15 protein-coding genes are annotated in these 15,685 nt (G+C 70.0%); 5 read left to right on the top strand and 10 right to left on the bottom strand.

The window, feature by feature from the left end; genetic code table 11:
* Positions 1 to 20: 20 nt before the first annotated feature.
* From NRY95_04290 to NRY95_04270, 5 genes are all read right to left on the bottom strand, one after another.
* Positions 21 to 677 carry a hypothetical protein gene (locus NRY95_04290; GenBank protein UYC17194.1) on the bottom strand — a complete coding sequence of 219 codons (657 nt, stop codon included), beginning with the start codon at positions 675 to 677 and terminating at the stop codon, positions 21 to 23.
* Complete coding sequence (locus NRY95_04285) at positions 674 to 1,492, bottom strand: SDR family oxidoreductase (GenBank protein ID UYC17193.1); 819 nt, start codon at positions 1,490 to 1,492, stop codon at positions 674 to 676. Before NRY95_04285 ends, NRY95_04290 begins: the two co-directional genes overlap by 4 nt.
* A complete protein-coding gene (locus NRY95_04280; protein ID UYC17192.1) occupies positions 1,492 to 2,169 on the bottom strand; it encodes an iron-containing redox enzyme family protein in 678 nt (225 codons plus the stop codon). The genes NRY95_04285 and NRY95_04280 overlap by 1 nt, the downstream gene beginning before the upstream one ends.
* The gene (locus tag NRY95_04275; protein ID UYC18496.1) at positions 2,166 to 3,569 is read right to left on the bottom strand and encodes an AMP-binding protein; all 1,404 of its coding nucleotides are present in this window, start codon (positions 3,567 to 3,569) and stop codon (positions 2,166 to 2,168) included. The genes NRY95_04280 and NRY95_04275 overlap by 4 nt, the downstream gene beginning before the upstream one ends.
* 89 nt (positions 3,570 to 3,658) lie before the next feature.
* The gene (locus NRY95_04270; protein ID UYC17191.1) at positions 3,659 to 4,330 is read right to left on the bottom strand and encodes a thermostable hemolysin; all 672 of its coding nucleotides are present in this window, start codon (positions 4,328 to 4,330) and stop codon (positions 3,659 to 3,661) included.
* 257 nt (positions 4,331 to 4,587) lie between these two features.
* Between NRY95_04270 and NRY95_04265 the strand changes: the two genes are divergently transcribed.
* The 3 genes from NRY95_04265 (at position 4,588) to NRY95_04255 (ending at position 7,431) form a co-directional block, all read left to right on the top strand.
* Positions 4,588 to 5,253: a TetR/AcrR family transcriptional regulator gene (locus NRY95_04265; GenBank protein UYC17190.1), complete on the top strand. Its 666-nt coding sequence runs from the start codon at positions 4,588 to 4,590 to the stop codon at positions 5,251 to 5,253.
* A gap of 135 nt (positions 5,254 to 5,388) precedes the next feature.
* Positions 5,389 to 6,048 carry a protein-L-isoaspartate O-methyltransferase gene (locus tag NRY95_04260; protein ID UYC17189.1) on the top strand — a complete coding sequence of 220 codons (660 nt, stop codon included), beginning with the start codon at positions 5,389 to 5,391 and terminating at the stop codon, positions 6,046 to 6,048.
* Positions 6,049 to 6,066: 18 nt separating this feature from the next.
* A complete protein-coding gene (locus tag NRY95_04255; protein ID UYC17188.1) occupies positions 6,067 to 7,431 on the top strand; it encodes a TolC family outer membrane protein in 1,365 nt (454 codons plus the stop codon).
* 180 nt (positions 7,432 to 7,611) lie between these two features.
* Here the strand turns inward: NRY95_04255 and waaA are convergent, their stop codons facing one another.
* On the bottom strand, positions 7,612 to 8,931 hold the full coding sequence (waaA, locus tag NRY95_04250) for a lipid IV(A) 3-deoxy-D-manno-octulosonic acid transferase (GenBank protein ID UYC18495.1): 1,320 nt from the start codon (positions 8,929 to 8,931) through the stop codon (positions 7,612 to 7,614).
* Positions 8,932 to 9,051: 120 nt separating this feature from the next.
* Here waaA and NRY95_04245 point away from each other — a divergent pair, with 120 nt between their 5' ends.
* Positions 9,052 to 9,996, top strand: a complete 945-nt coding sequence (locus NRY95_04245; GenBank protein UYC17187.1) for an LpxL/LpxP family Kdo(2)-lipid IV(A) lauroyl/palmitoleoyl acyltransferase — start codon at positions 9,052 to 9,054, stop codon at positions 9,994 to 9,996.
* Between the two features lie 237 nt (positions 9,997 to 10,233).
* On the opposite strand, the gene NRY95_04240 is transcribed toward NRY95_04245, so the two are convergent.
* From NRY95_04240 to NRY95_04230, 3 genes are read right to left on the bottom strand one after another with little or no spacing between them, the layout of a single operon-like run.
* On the bottom strand, positions 10,234 to 11,580 hold the full coding sequence (locus tag NRY95_04240) for an O-antigen ligase family protein (GenBank protein UYC17186.1): 1,347 nt from the start codon (positions 11,578 to 11,580) through the stop codon (positions 10,234 to 10,236).
* Positions 11,561 to 12,673 (bottom strand): glycosyltransferase, encoded by a 1,113-nt coding sequence (locus NRY95_04235; protein UYC17185.1) that lies wholly within the window; start codon positions 12,671 to 12,673, stop codon positions 11,561 to 11,563. Before NRY95_04235 ends, NRY95_04240 begins: the two co-directional genes overlap by 20 nt.
* 11 nt (positions 12,674 to 12,684) lie before the next feature.
* Positions 12,685 to 12,882, bottom strand: a complete 198-nt coding sequence (locus NRY95_04230) for a zinc-finger domain-containing protein (protein UYC17184.1) — start codon at positions 12,880 to 12,882, stop codon at positions 12,685 to 12,687.
* Positions 12,883 to 13,085: 203 nt separating this feature from the next.
* Between NRY95_04230 and NRY95_04225 the strand changes: the two genes are divergently transcribed.
* Entirely contained in the window at positions 13,086 to 13,325 is a 240-nt protein-coding gene (locus NRY95_04225; protein ID UYC17183.1) for a helix-turn-helix domain-containing protein, read from the top strand.
* Between the two features lie 156 nt (positions 13,326 to 13,481).
* Here the strand turns inward: NRY95_04225 and NRY95_04220 are convergent, their stop codons facing one another.
* Positions 13,482 to 15,584, bottom strand: coding sequence for a peptidase domain-containing ABC transporter (locus NRY95_04220; protein ID UYC17182.1), 2,103 nt, complete (start codon positions 15,582 to 15,584; stop codon positions 13,482 to 13,484).
* Positions 15,585 to 15,685: the final 101 nt, after the last annotated feature.

The raw sequence follows: 15,685 nt of genomic DNA, 5'->3' as shown, positions 1-15,685 counted from the left end.
GGATCAGTGTGGGCGGCCGCTCAATGGCTGGCAAGATGCGGCTCGACCTCCTGCAGGGCCGCCTGGATCTGCTGGCGGCGGCCACGGTCGGCCAGTTCGCGGCCCGGCCGCGGCGGCGCCGCCAGCGCCTTCTTCAGCGCCGCCGCCGCGCCGTTCCAGTCCTGCTGGTCGCGCAGGAAATCGCCGTAGAAGTAGTTCGCGTCGATCCCGCCGGGGTCGTAGTGCAGGCCCTGCAGCAACAGCGTGCGCGCCTTGGCATCGTCGCCGAAACCGACCGGCCAGCCCGGCACCTGGTAGTACAGCGCGCCCAGGCTGGTGCAGGCCGAGCCGTTCAGCGCGGCCGGATCGAGCTTCAGCGCCTGCTCGAAATCGGCGCGGGCGCGCTTGACCAGGCTCAGCGCGCCGAGGCCGCCGCGCTCGCCCGCTTCGCTCGACAACACGATGCCTTCCCAGATCAGCGCGGCCGGATCCTGCGGCGCGGCCTGCCTGGCCGCCGCCGCATGCGTGGCCAACGCCGCATAGGCCTGCGCGCGCTGCGGCTTGGGCGTCTGGTAGGCGACCTGCGCCCATTGCTCGCGCACCGCGGCGACCGCAGGCGACAGCGGCGTGGTCGCCGCCGCGGCCAGCGGCAGCAGCGACACGAGGAGCAAGAGCAGGCAACGGCGGCAGGTGTTCATCGGACATCTCCAGGATCGGAACGGACCCGGGCGGCATGGCGCCGCACCACGGGCAATTGCGCTTTCAGGCTGCGGTCCACCAGCCCCGGCAAGGCGCCGTTGAGCCGCGCGAACAGCTTTTCCGGCCAGCCGATCTGCAGCCGCGTGTCGCCGCGCTCGATCGCCTCGCGCAAGGCGCGCGCGACCCGTTCGGGCGTGTCGGCGCCGACCTTCAGCTCCTGGTTCAGCGCATCGACCTGGGCGGTGTTGAACGCGGTGCGGGTCGCGCGCGGTGCCAGGTACTGGAAGCGCACGTGGCTGTCTGCGTACTCGCGCGACAGCGCCTCGAACAGGCCGCGCAGGCCGAACTTGCTGGCGCTGTAGCCGGCGAAGCCGGGGAATCCCAGGCTGCCGAAGGTCGAGCCGACCGCGACCACGGCCGCCTGCGGCTGCGCCTGCAGCAACGGCAGCAGCGCGCGCACCAGCAGCATCGGCGCCAGCAGGTTGGTGTCCAGCATGCGCCGCAGTTCCGGCTCGGACTGCTCGGCGAACAGCCCGAAGCCGCTCTGCGCATGCGCGATCAGCAGCAGCGACGGCGGCGCCTGCAGCGCGCGCGCCGCCGCCAGCAACTGCGCGCGGCCGCCTTCGCTGGACAGGTCCACCGGCAGCGGCAGCACCTGGCCCTGCGGATGGCGGCTGGCCACCTGCGCCAGCCGCAGCGGGTCGCGCCCCACCGCCAGCACCCGGGTGCCGGCGGCGACCAGTTCGTCGCACAGCGCCGCGCCGATGCCGCCGCTGGCACCGGTCAACACCACGCTGCGTCCGCGCAGGTCCATCACGCCGCCTCCGCCATGCGCAGCGCCGGCAACGCGCGCAGGCTGCGGAAGATGTCGCCGTACAGGCCGTAGAAGCGCCTGGCCGCGTGCAGCACCGCGCGCTGGTCGCCGGCGTCGTCGAGCCGGTCCATCAGCCCGACGAAGAACCCGACATGTCCGATGTCCAGGTCGCCGTGCGAACGCAGGTAGCTGAAGGCATTGCGCGGCAGGCCCAGGGTGGTCTCGATGCGCTCGGCCGCGCGCGTGGCCAGCGCCACGCTGGTGCCTTCCAGCACCATCACCATGCCGAAGAAGCCGACCGGATTGCCGCGGGCGATGGTGTCGTAGGCGTAGGCCACCATCAGCTCGGTCGCGGCGGCCGGCTCGGACGCCGCGGCGGCGGCGCGGTCGGCGCCGCAGGCGGCCAGGTCGTCGAGGATCCATTCCTGGTGGCCCAGTTCCTCCTCGATGTATTCGGCGACCGCGCTGCGCAGCCATTCCAGCCGCGCCGGCAGGCGCGCGCCGCAGGCCATCAGCAGCGGCACCGTGTGGCGCACATGGTGGTAGGCCTGGCCGAGGAAGGCGATGTAGTCCTCGCGCGCGATCTGCCCGGCCAGGGCCGACTGGATGATCGGGATCGAGATCATGGCGGCGCGTTCGGCCTGGGTGTCGGCGAGCAGGCGTTCGTGGAAGGTCATCGGGGAACTCCGTGGGAGGAAGAGGGTTCGAGCTCGGCGTAACGCTGCGCGATGGCATCGGCATGGCGCTGCAGGATCGCGTCGCGGCGCGGACGGCCGTTGCCGGTCAGCAGGCCGGCGGCGGCGGTGAACGGCGCGCTGGCGCGGACGAAGCCGGAGACGCGCGCGTAGTCCGGCAGCCCGGCATTGACCTCGGCCAGCGCCCGCGCGATCGCCGCATCGTCCAGGCTGGCGTTGCGCGGCCACAGCACCGCCAGGTTGTGTGCGCGCGCCTCGCCGCACACCACCGCCTGGGCGATGTGCGGGTGCTGCAACAGTTCGCTTTCCACCCACTCCGGCGACACGTTGCGGCCGAAGGCGGTGATGAACACATGCTTGCGGCGGCCGGTGATGTGGACGAAGCCGTCGTCGTCGAGATGGCCCAGGTCGCCGGTGGCGATGGCGCCGGCAGGCGGCCCCTCCGCGCCCAGATAGCCGAGGCAGCGCACGCCCTCGACCCACAGTTCGCCGTCGATCGCGCGCACCCGCGCGTGCGGCAGCGGGCGGCCGACGCTGCCCAGGCGCTGCGCCTCGGGCCGGTTCAATGCCACCACCGAGGCGCATTCGGTCAGCCCGTAACCTTCGAACACCGGCAGGCGCAGCGCGGCGGCGCGACGCAACAGTCCCGGCCCCACCCGGCCACCGCCGACCGCCAGGTAGCGCAGCGAGGACGGCAGCGCCACGCCCTGTTCGGCCGCCATCACCAGCGCCAGCAGCAGTTGCGGCACCAGGATCACGCTGTGCGGCTGGTAGCGGTGCAGGCAGGCGATCAAGCGGGGAATGTCGAGTCCGGCCGCGCCGCTGTAGCCGATCTCGGCCAGCGACGGTACGGCGATCTGCGCGCCGGACAACAGCGTGGCGTAGACCCCGGCCACGTTCTCCAGCAACGTCGACAGCGGCATCAGGCACAGGTGGCGGCGCGGCGCCAGCGCCGAGGCCGCATCGGCCAGCGACGCGGCCACCTGCAGCAGCGCGCCCGCGTCCAGGCACACGCCCTTGGGCTGGCCGGTGCTGCCCGAGGTATAGGTGATGCAACCGGTGCCGGCCGGCAGCGCCACGGGCGCCGGCGCCAGGCGCCAGCACGCCAGGCCCGGCGCCGACAGCGGCAGGTGCAGCGGCATGCCCTGCGGCGGCATGGCCGTGCCCTCGCTGGCGATCAGGCATTGCGCGCCGCTGCCGTCCAGCGCGTGCTGCGCCTGCGCCGCACCGAAGAACGTCGGCAGCGGCACGTGCACGCCGCCACGCAGGCGGATCGCCAGGTCCAGCAGCAGCCAGTCGCTGCCGTTGTCCAGGCGGCTGGCGACGCAGTGCAGGTCGTGCCGCTGCAGCGCGTCGGCCAGCGCACGGACCCGGTCGACCAGGTCGCCCTCGCGGATCGCGCCGTGGCCGGTGAGCAGCCGCACCTCGTCGCCGCGCAACTGGCCGAGCACCTCGGCGAAGCCGGGCGCGCTCACGGCGCACCCGCCATGCAGCCGCGGAACACGCCAGCCTGGAAAAGGGACATCGTGTCCTGCCGCGGCGCGACGTCGCGCTGCAGGAACGCGTGGCCGGCGGCGATGTCGCCGAAGGTCAGCCGTGGTTGCGCGGCGTAGTACTCGCCCCAGTCGCTGGGATCCCCGCGCAGGCGCTCGCCGCGCGCCTCGCCCAGGTCCACCGTCGCCAGATGCAGCCGGTCGAAGGTATTGCGCAGCTGGCGGGTGGCCACGAACAGCACCCAGCGCAGCCCGGCCGCATGCAGGGTGCCGGTCAGCGCCTGGATCATCGCGCGCGCATCGCCGGCCTGCTCGGCGGCGAAGTTGCCCACCTCCACCAGCTCGCTGCGCGCCACCCGCCGCGGGACCCGCTCGGCGATGGCCAGTTCGGCCGGTCGCTCGAGATAGTGCTCGACGAACAGCTCGCCTTCGCTGGCGCAGCGCAGCCCCAGCGCGGCCCGCAAGGTGCCGTCGGCGGCGCAGTAGGCCAGCAGATGCGGCAGGAAACCGCGCAGCACCGCGCCGTAGCGCTGGCGGTAGACGCGGGCGACGAACGCTTCCACGGACGCGCGCTGCGGATGCCCCGGATCGATCAGCACGGCACTGGCGAAGCGGGAATGGGAGGCGGGGGAGAGCGGGACGATGGCCATGGCGGCATCGTCGGTCGCGCCGATTAGCCGACCATGAGCCGAACGTTAGGCGAATGTAAGCGGCGCATAAGCAAATCATTGCAATGGCGCCGGGTGGCCCCGAAAACCCGGCCAAGCCCTGCCGCAGGCTGAACCGTTCGCCCGGCGGACCCGTCGCCTGTCCATCCGACCGGGACAGGGCAGCGAGGCTGACAGGCCAAATAGTATACTTAACGGTATAGTATAAATATCGAACCGACTGGTCTAGTATTGCCGCCATGGTCAGCAAACCCTCTGTCGCCGCCTCCCCCAAAGCCTCTTCCCGCGCCGCCGGGCCGGGCCGTCCCAAGGACATGGGCAAGCGTGCGGCGATCCTGGACGCGGCCAAGCACATGTTCACCGAGCTGGGCTTCGGCGGGGTCAGCATGGACGGCATCGCCGCCCGCGCCGGGGTGTCCAAGCTCACCGTGTACAGCCATTACGGCGACAAGGAGACCCTGTTCGCCGAGGCGGTGCGCGCGCAGTGCCAGGCGCTGCTGCCCGACGACCTGTTCGGGCATGCGCTGAAAGGCCCGCTGCGCGCGCAGTTGGTGGAGATCGGCCTGGCCTTCTTCGCGATGATCAGCAGCGAGGCGGCGATGGCGACCCACCGCATGATGCTCGCCCCCGGCACCGGCGACGAGCACGTGCGCGAGATGTTCTGGAATGCCGGTCCCAAACGGACCCAACAGGACCTGGCGCAGCTGCTGCAGGCGCACGTGGCGGCCGGCGAGCTGGAGATCCCCGACCTGGGCCTGGCCGCCTCCCAGTTCTTCTGCCTGATCAAGGGCGAACTGCACTCGCTGATGATGTGCGGGCTGTGCCGCGACCCCAGCCGGGCGCAGATCCAGGCCCATGTCCAGGCCAGCGTGGACTTCTTCCTGCGTGCCTATGCCACGCGCTGAGTCGCCGGTCGGGCGGCCCGATGACTTCCGGCACTGCGCGCGGCGGCACCGCTGCGGCGATGCTGCGGCATACGCACCATCCGCACGGCCCCTGCGCCGGCTAAAATGCGCGACCCACCGCGTTGGATCCCCCAGATGACGATCGACTACTCCCAAGCCCGCGAAAAGATGGTTGAACAGCAGGTGCGTCCCTGGGACGTGCTCGATCTGCGCGTGCTCGACGTGCTGGCGCGGCTGCCGCGCGAGACCTTCGTGCCGGAAAGCCACCGCGCGGTGGCCTATGCCGATCTGGAGATCCCGCTGGGCCACGGCCAATCCATGATGAAGCCGGTGATCGAGGGACGCATGCTGCAGGCGCTGGACCTGCAACCGGGCGAGGACGTGCTGGAGATCGGCACCGGCAGCGGCTTCGTCAGCGCCTGCCTGGGCGAGCTCGGCCGCGAGGTGGTCAGCCTGGAGATCGAGCCGGCCCTGGCCGCCGCCGCGCGCGCCAACCTGGATGCCGCCGGGCTGGGCAGCAACGTGCGCATCGAGACCGCCGACGCGTTCGGCTGGCACAGCGAGCGCCGCTTCGACGTGGTCTGCGTCACCGCGGCCGTCACCGAGATCCCGGCGCAGTTCCTGGCCTGGCTGCGGCCCGGCGGCCGCCTGTTCGCGGTCCGCGGCCGCGCCCCGGTCATGGACGCGGTGCTGGTCCACGCCGAGCCCGGCGCGCCGCGCGTGGAATCGCTGTTCGAAACCGACCTGGCGTACTACCTGCGTGGCGCCGCGCCTGTCCCCCAGTTCACATTCTGATCCATCAAGGAAGCCGCAATGATCCGCCGATCCCTCGCCCTGGCGCTGGCCGCCGCGCTGTTTCCGCTGGCCGCCAACGCCGCGGACCTGCTGCAAGTCTACGAAATGGCCCGCAACAGCGACCCGCAGCTGGCCAGCGCGGAATCGACCCAGCTGTACGAAAAGGAAGGCGCGGTGCAGGCGCGCGCAGCGTTGCTGCCGCAGTTGAACGGTTCCGCCTCGCTGCAGCGCAGCCACAGCGAGATCGACCGCGCCAGCGGCGAGCTGGCCGGCACCGGCAAGAGCCGCAGCTACGCGATCCAGGGCTCGCAGACGCTGGTCAACTTCGCCCAGTTCTCCACCCTGCGCGCGCAGAAGGCGCGCAGCCTGGCCGCCGACTACACGCTGGAATCGGCCAAGGACGACCTGATCGTGCGCACCTCGGCCGCCTACTTCAACGTGCTGGTCGCGATCGAGTCGCTGGTCGCCGCGGAAACCAACGAAGCCGCCGCCAAGAAGCAGTTCGATTACGCCGACAAGCGCCTGGAAGTGGGCCTGGCGCCGATCACCGACGTGCACGAAGCCCGCGCCGAATACGACCAGGCGCGTGCCGACACGATCACCTCGCGCAACTCGCTGCAGGACCTGTACCAGGCGCTGACCGAGATCACCGGGCAGCCGGTGCACGACCTGCGCGGCCTGCCGGAAGACTTCCGTCCGCAGCTGCCGGCCGACAGCGGCAACATCGACAGCCTGATCGCCTCGGCGCTGGACAAGAACCCGTCGCTGCGTTCCTACCAGTACCAGGTGCAGCAAGCCGAAGACAACGTCGCCACCGCGCGCGCCGGCCACCTGCCGACGCTGAACCTGTCGGCCAGCGTCGGCCGCGATGCCAGCTGGGGCGACGGCGTGTCCGGCAGCAACTCGCCGCGCACCGACAGCAACGTGCTCGGCCTGACCCTGAACATCCCCATCTTCGCCGGCGGCGCCACCCAGTCCGCCGTGCGCCAGGCGCTGGCGCAGCGCGACATCGCCCAGGACACGTTCGAGCAGCAGAAGCGCGCGCTCGACCGCAATACCCGCAACGCGTACCAGACCGTCGTCGCCGGGATCAGCGAAATCGAGGCGCGGCGCCTGGCGGTGGTGTCGGCGCAGGCCGCGTACGACGCCTCGCAGGTCGGCCTGGAAGTGGGCACGCGCACCGTGCTGGACGTGGTGCAGAACCAGCGCACGCTGTATTCGGCGCAGCTGGACTACGCGCAGGCCCGCTACAACTTCCTGCAGAACCGCCTGCTGCTGAGCCAGGCGCTGGGCTCGCTGGACGTGGCCGAAGTGCAGTCGATCAACGCGCTGCTGACGCAGAGCGCCGAATCCAAGCTCAACTCCGGCAGCAGCACCCAGTAACGCTGCGCGGGCACCCGCACTACCGCCAACGGCGGGCCTTCGGGTCCGCCGTTGTTGCATGGGGCGGCCGACTTGCAGAGAAACGCCGTCTGCCACTGGGCATCTTCGATCATGACGATGGCACTCGTGGGAGCGATCCCCACAACACACCGCCAACTGCAATGCCCGGGGCGAACCGCGCTACTCGTTCGCCGGCACGTCGTGCGCCACCGGCGGCAGATGCTCCGCGATCAGCTGCAGCGCCCGTTGCAGCGCGCCGCGGCCATTGGCGACCAGCGCGCAACCGGCTTCGGCCATGCGCGCGCGCGCGGCTGCGTCGCGCAACAATTCGTGCAGCGCCGCGCACACCGCCGCGGCGTCCTCGCAGATCGCCACCGCCCCGGCCTCGCGCATGCGCCGCGAGATCTCGGCGAAATTGTGCAGGTGCGGCCCGCTCACCGACGGCGTGCCGACCGCGGCCGGCTCCAGCAGGTTGTGCCCGCCGATCGGCTGCAGGCTGCCACCGACGAAGGCGACCTGGGCGCAGGCGTAGAACATCATCAATTCGCCCAGCGTATCGATCACGAACACGCTGTCCTCGGCGCCGGGCCATTGCTGCTGGCGGCGCGTGGCCACGCGCCAGCCCTGGTCGCGCGCCAGCGCCTCGACCTTGGCGAAGCGTTCGGGATGGCGCGGCGCCCACAGCAGCAACAGGTCCGGCCAGTGCCGGCGCAGTTGCCGGTGCATTTCGATCACCGCCGCCTCCTCGCCCTCGTGGGTGCTGGCGGCGATCCACACCGGCCGCGTCGTCGCCACGCGTTCGCCGAACGCGGCGACGAACGCCGGCAGCTGCGCGGGCACGGCGATGTCGAACTTCAGGTTGCCCAGCGCGCGCACCTGCGCCGGGTGCGCGCCGAGTTCGATGAAGCGCTCGGCATCGGCCTGCGACTGCGCGGCCACGCAGGTGACGGTGCGCAGCGCGCGCCCGATCAACGGCCGCAGCAGGCGGTAGCCGCGCAGCGAGCGCGCCGACAGCCGCGCGTTGAGCACGTAGACCGGGATGTTGCGGTCGCGGCAGCCGAACAGCATGTTCGGCCACAGTTCGGTTTCCAGGATCAGCGCCAGGCTCGGGCGGAAATGCTGCAGGAAACGGCCGACGCTGCCGGGCACGTCGTACGGCAGGTAGACGTGGTCCAGCGCATCGCCCCACAACGCGCGCACCCGCTCCGACCCGGTCGGGGTGATGGTGGTGATGACCCAGCGGATGTCCGGGCGCTGCGCGCGCAGCGCGTTGACCACCGGCGCGGCGACGTTGACCTCGCCCACCGACACCGCGTGCAGCCACACCCGCGGCCGCCCGCGCGCCTGCGGATACGAGGCGTAGCGCTCGTCCCAGCGCTGGAAGTACTGGCGCACGCGGAACCCGCGCCAGACCAGGTGATAGACGGTGACCGGCAGCAGCATGTACAGCACGGTCGAGTACAGGCCGCGCAGCAGCCGCTCGGTGAAATCGTTGCGCATCGCGAAAGCATAGCGGGTTGCGCCGCGCAGGCGGCAGACGATCGCGACCGTGGTCACCAAGCGACGCCGCCGCCGTGCCGCGCCAATGCCGCGCTGCCCGCTCCCGGCTAAACTTGGCGCATGTCCGACCCCTCCCCCGCTCTCCCGTCCGCCGCCACCACGGCCGCGCCGCCGCCGCGCTCGCCGCGGCACTGGCCGACCTGGCTGCTGCTCGGCATCGCCGTGGCCGCCGCGCGGCTGCCCTGGCTGCTGCAACGCGCGCTCGGCCGCGGCGTCGGCTGGATCGCGTTGCGCCTGGCCGGCACCCGCCGCCATGCCGCCGAGGTGAACCTGAAGCTGTGCTTCCCCGAACAGGGCGACGCCTGGCGCACGCGGCTGCTGCACGACAGCTTCGATGCGCTGGGCGTGGGCGTGTTCGAGTTCGCGCGCGCCTGGTGGGGCAGCCTCGGTCCGATCCGCCGCCGCACCCGCATCGAAGGCCTGGAGCACCTGCGTGCGCTGCAGGCGCAGGGCCGCGGCGTGCTGCTGGTGTCGGGCCACTTCATGACCCTGGAGATGTGCGGCCGGCTGTTGTGCCAGTACGTGCCGCTGGCCGGCATGTACCGCCGCCACCGCAATCCGGTGTTCGAATGGGCGGTCAAGCGCGGCCGCCTGCGCTACGCCATCGCCATGTTCGCCAACGAGGACCTGCGCGGCAGCGTGCGCCACCTCAAGCGCGGCGGCTTCCTGTGGTACGCGCCGGACCAGGACATGCGCGGCAAGGACACGGTGTTCGTGCCGTTCTTCGGCATGCCCGCCTCCACCATCACCGCCACCCACCAGCTGGCGCGGCTGACCGGCTGCGCGGTGGTGCCGTATTTCCATCGTCGCGAAGGCGCCGACTACGTGCTGCGCATCGCCCCGCCGCTGGAGGACTTCCCGTCGCAGGACATGGTCGCCGACACCGCGCGGGTCAATGCCGCGATCGAGGCGATGGTGCGCGAGGCGCCGGCGCAATACCTGTGGATCCACCGCCGCTTCAAGCGCCAGCCCGGCGGCCGCAGTACGTTCTACGAGCGCGACTGAGATAGAGGTAGGGACGGGCGCGGCCTCGTGCACCCGAACTCCGCGAGTCGCTTTCGCGCCGGACCCTCACCCCCCCTCTCCCGACGGGAGAGGGGCTAGCGCTGTTCCCTTCTCCCCTCGGGAGAAGGTGCCCCGCAGGGGCGGATGAGGGTACGGGCGCAGCCCGGTGCATCCGAACTCCGCGAGTCGCTTTCGCGCCGCACCCCCACCCCAACCCCTCTCCCGGCGGGAGAGGGGCTAGACAGTTCCTGCAGTGCCCTCGGCGTCGCGCTCGTCGGCCAGCAGCGCGCCGGCATACAGCCCGACCAGCATCAGCGCCAGCGAGCCCCAGAACGAGGAATAGAACGCCAGGTGGGTGTTGAACGGGAACACCGTGACCAGCAGCGCCAGCAGCGCCGGCCGCGCCCGCTCGCGCGCCTGCGGCGAGGCGTAGCGCCACGCGCGCCACGCCTGCGCGGCGCCGGCCAGCCACAGCAGCAAGCCGATCGCGCCGGTCTCGCTGAGCACTTCGAGCACGATCTGATGCGCATGGAACGCCGGCTCGCGGCCCCAGGCACCGCCATGCGCGGGATCCGGGTCGCAGCCGACATAGGCTTCGCGGAAGCCGCGCACGCCGACGCCGTTGAGCGGATGCTGGCGGATCATGCACCACGAGGCGTCCCAGATCTGGGTGCGCCCGGCCAACGCTGCGTTCACGTCGGCCGGGCGCCCGCTCAGCGCCAGCGTGGTCCGCGCGAAGCGCTCGCGCACCTGCGGCGAGAGCGCGCCGAGCACGCCGGCGACCAGCACCGCGGCCACGCCCAGCGCCAGCATCCGGCGCATGCCCAGCAGGCGCCAGCCCGACAGCAGCAGCACCAGGGCGTAGGTGATCCACGATGCGCGCGACCCGGCCAGCACCAGCACCACGCCCACCGCCGCCGCGGCAAGCAGCCAGCTCCAGGTGCCGCCGCGGCGCCCGGCCGCGAACAGCAGGAACGGCGACAGGCTGGCCAGGACCTGGCCGAACTTGAGGTTGCACGGTCCGAACACGCCGCTGAGGCGGTCGGCCAGGGCGAGTTCCTGCGGCGTGCACAGGCCGTGGTGGCTGATCGCCCACTTCAGCTGGTCCATCGACCAGAACAGCGGGCTGGTGCCGCACAGCGCCTGCGCCAGCGCATCCACGGTCCAGATCGCGGCAATGACCGCCAGCCCGTTGAAGGTGGTGCGGCGCCCGCGCGGCGTCGCCACCGCCATCGCCACCAGCCACAGGAACGGCAGGAAGCGCAGGTCCACCGCCGATTCGCGCAGCGCCAGCGGCACGTCCACCGCATCCAGCGCCGACAGCGGCTGCGGCAACCAGTAGCTCAGGAACAGCAGCGTGGTCAGCGCCCACGCCGGCCCGCTGAGCAGGCTGGCGCCGCCGCGGAAGCGGCTGTGCAGCAGCCGCGCCAGAGTGACCAGCGCGCCGAGCGCGAGCACGCCCGCGGCCAGGCCGGGCGCCGGCCACAGCGCCACGAACAGCAGCACCCAGACCGGAGCCCAGCGTTCGCTGCGCGCCGGCGTCAGCGGCGCGAGCAAGGAGGAATCAGCGCCGGAGTTCGTCATACACCGCCAGGGTCGCGTGCTGCATCGCCTGCAGCGTGTAGGGGATCTGCGCCGGCGGGGCCGGCGGTTGCGCCAGCAGCCCTGCCGCCGCGGCGTGCAGGGCCACAGCATCGAACGCGGGGACCGCGCCGGACGGCTGCAGCTGCGCCAGCAGTTCGCCAGCGCCGCCGTGCGCCCAGCCCAGCACCGGCCGCCCCACCGCCAGCGCCTCGACCACGGTGCGGCCGAAGGCTTCCGGCTTGCGCGACAGCTGCAGCACCAGATCGCTGGCGGCATAGGCGTCGGCGATGCGCGCGGTCGGCGCGGTGAATGCGATCGCGTCGGCGATGCCCAGCGCGGCGGCCTCGGCCTCCAGCTCCTGCAGGTAGGCCTCGCGCCCGGCCTCGCGCGCGCCGGGCAGCCACAACCGTGCGTCGCGGCCGTCGGCACGCAGCGCCGCGAGCAGGCGCAGCGCGTCGGCATGGCCCTTGAGGCGGGTGCCGCGGCCGGGCAACAGCAGCAGCGGACCGCTGCCTGCCGCGGCCGGCGCCAGCGTCGCGACCCAGGCGCGCGCGGCCGGATCGGGCTGCGCGCGGCGCGGGAACTGCGCCGGGTCGATACCGCGCGGGATCACCCGCAGCCGCGCCGGGTCGGTCTGCGGGTAATGCCGCAGCACGTAGTCGCGCACCGTGGCCGACACGCAGATCGCGCGCTCGCCGCGGGCCATGATCGCGCTGTAGCGGCTGGGCGAATTGAGCCCATGCACGGTGGTGACGAAGCGCGGCCGCTGCGCCGCCGGCAAGCCGCGCAGCGCGTGCCAGCCGAGCCAGGCCGGCAGCCGCGAGCGCGCATGCACGATGTCCACCCGCTCGCGCACGAACAGGCGCCGCAGCGTCGGCACGTGGCGCAGGCTCAGCAGCGACTTGCGGCCGATGTCCAGGGCGATGTGCTCGGCACCGGTCGCGGCCAGCGCCGGCAGCAGGCGGCCGCCGGCCGACACCACCAGCGCGCGATGCCCGGCCGCGACCAGCGCCGCGGCGATTTCCAGGGTGGAGCGTTCCACGCCGCCGGACTGCAGCGCCGGCAGCAGTTGCACCACGGTCAGGCGGTGCATCGACCCGGCGGTCAGTCGACCAGCACGAAGACCGCGCCGCAGTACGGGCACTTGGCCTCGTGGCTGGGTTCTTCGTCCAGCGGCAGATAGACCCGCGGATGCGAGTTCCACAGCGCCATTTCCGGGGTCGGGCAGCTCAGCGGCAGGTCGGCGCGGTGCACGTTGTAGCGCTTCTCGGCATTGGCGGGCGCGGTGGCGGTATGGCTCATGGCGGTGGGACACGGCGGGAGGAGACAGCGAATTCTAGCAGCCCGTCCCGCGCGCGCGCCGGGCCGGCGCATGGCCCGCCAGCGTTGGCCCGGTTTGTCCCTCTTCTGTCGGCTTGATGCCAAGCAATGACATCTACTATGCTCGGAGCACGCGGCGCAAACCTGCCGCTTTGAGGTGTCCCGTGGATATAGGTGTGCGATTGATGCAGGCGCGGCGCAATGCCGGTTTCACGCTGCGCGAACTGGCCGCCTTGCTGGGCGTGGCGCATAGCACCCTGGGTCACTGGGAGAACAATCGTTCTGTCCCCAATGCCCGGCATTTGCTGAAGATTGCCGAACTTACCGGCGTCGATGCCTATGTGCTGCTGACCGGCAAGCCGTCCAAGCTGAACCAGGGCGACCACGAAAGCCTGCCGCTGCCGGTGGGCAAGCGTCTGGCCTGAGGTCCGCTGCGCCGCGGTGTACAAACTGCGGCCAGCCGTTCGCGCCGTGCCGGTCCATACCTGTTTTTGGCGCGCATGGTGCACTCATGCCTGTGCGCCAGGATTTTCTTAACGGATTTAAGCGGCCGACGGAAGCGATGCGGCACGCGGCTTCGCTCAGACCTCGACCGGTGTCGCCCCGATGGTCGACGCCTGGGGCCGTAGTTCCTGCACAATGCGCCCCTGTTCCATCACCAGCACGCGGTCGGCACTGGCGATGGTCTCCGGTCGATGCGCAACGATCACCTTGGTCAGCTTCAACTGCTTCACCGTGTCGTTGACCAGGCGCTCGCGCATCACATCCAGATGACTGGTGGCTTCATCCAGGAACAGCAGCTGCGGTTGCCGATACAGCGCACGCGCCAGGATCACCCGCTGCTTCTGACCACCGGACAGCGAACTGCCCATGTCGCCGATCAGGCTGTGATAGCCCATCGGCATCGCTGCGATATCCTCATGCACCGCCGCCAGCCGCGCCGCCGCCTCGACCCGCTCAAGATCGAAATCCGGATCGAAGAAACCGATGTTGTCGGCGATGCTGCCGGCAAACAGTTGGTCGTCCTGCATCACCGCACCGACGATGGCGCGCACATTGCGCGGCCCGAGCTTGTGCAGATCGTGACCACCGATGCGAATAGAACCCTCAGTCGGCTTGAGCAAACCTAGCAACAGCTTCACCAGGGTGGTCTTGCCACAGCCAGACGCACCGATGATCGCCACCGACTCACCAGGTTCGATCGCGAAGCTACACTCCTTGAGCACCCACGGCTCGCCCTCGGCGTAGCGAAATGACAACCCATCGACCTCGATGCGAGGTTCGGCCGGAGGCAGCGCCTCGGGCAGTGAGTGGTCGTCCTCCGGCGGCGTCAGTACGATGTCGGCCAGCCGCTCGCCATGCAGGCGCAGCATGCGGAAATCGATCCACTTGTCGATCAACCCGCTCACGCGCATGGCGAACTGATCCTTGTAGGCCAGGTAGGCGACAAGCATGCCCACCGAGAACACATTGTCCAGCGCCAGCCTGGCACCGATCCAGATCACCGCGATGCGCTCGAGGCCGAATACCAGCTGGCTGGCCGTATTGAAGCCCAGCGACATCCGCGCCAGCTTCACGTCCTGGTTGACGGTATCGTTGAGCAGATTATCGTAGCTCGAACGGCGCAGCGCTTCCTCGCCAGCCACCTTCAGGCTCTGCATACCGCGCAGCGATTCCAGCAAATGGCTCTGTTGCTTGGCGGCGGCAACCAGTTGCTGCTCGGTACGCTCGCGCATCGGCCGGTAGGCGATTGCGCGGATGCCCAGGTATAGCACCACCGTCAGCAGTGTCACCAACGCCAGCTTCCAGCTGTAGACCAGCATCAATGCCAGTGTGACCAAGGCCATCAACCCGTCGATGATCGCCTCGACGAAGCTGGTAGTCAGCGTGTGCTGGATCGTCTGCACCGAAGACATGCGCGAGGTGACATCGCCCAGATGACGCTTCTCAAAGAAATCCAGCGGCAATTTAAGCAAGTGCGCGAACACGTTGCCCATCCACTGCAATCCGAGTTTCGAGGACAGATACACCACCGACCAGCCGCGCAGCAAGCCAATCCCCACCTGCAGCAATAACGCCAGACCGAAGCCCAGGCCCAGCACCACCAGCAGATCGCGGTCGGCCGAGACCAGCGCCTGATCCACCACCCATTGCATGTAGAACGGCGCCAGGACGACGAACACCTGTAGCGCTGCCGACAGCAGGAAAATCTGGGAAAGTGCGCCCCATAATCCGCTGATCGGACCAGTGAGTTGACGCGCGGAAATCGAGGGAGACGCTTTCTGCGGCTTGAAATCCGCGGCGGGAGTCAGCTCTAGCGCGACACCGGTGAAGTGCCGAGATACTTCATTGATCGAGAGCTTTCGTTCTCCTACGGCAGGATCAAGTATTGTTAACTTGGATTTACTAACCTTGGCGAGCACCACAAAGTGATTGAGATCCCAATGTAGGATGCAGGGCAGCTTGAGTTCGCCCAAGTGTTGCATCTCCAGCCGAAGCGGGCGAGTGGAGAAGCCGAGTTGCTGGGCGGTTCGAACAAGCTGATTAAGCTTTGCTCCCTTTAGTGAAAGCGGGAAGCGGCGACGCAATTCAGGCAAGCCAAGTTGCATGCCATGAACGTGCGCGATCACTGCCAATGAAGCAAGAGCGCACTCAGAAGCTTCGGACTGGATAATCACACGCATAACAAATAACCGAATAACACTGCAAAAATTCCTTAATTCCTTAGAGGCGCCCCAAACAAATCACCAACCACAACCTCTCAAAAATAGTATAATTCAACCCA

Origin of the sequence: Xanthomonas campestris pv. phormiicola (assembly GCA_025666215.1) — a bacterium.
In the GTDB taxonomy this organism is placed as follows: domain Bacteria; phylum Pseudomonadota; class Gammaproteobacteria; order Xanthomonadales; family Xanthomonadaceae; genus Xanthomonas_A; species Xanthomonas_A campestris_A.
This window is presented reverse-complemented; position numbering and strand designations above follow the sequence as displayed.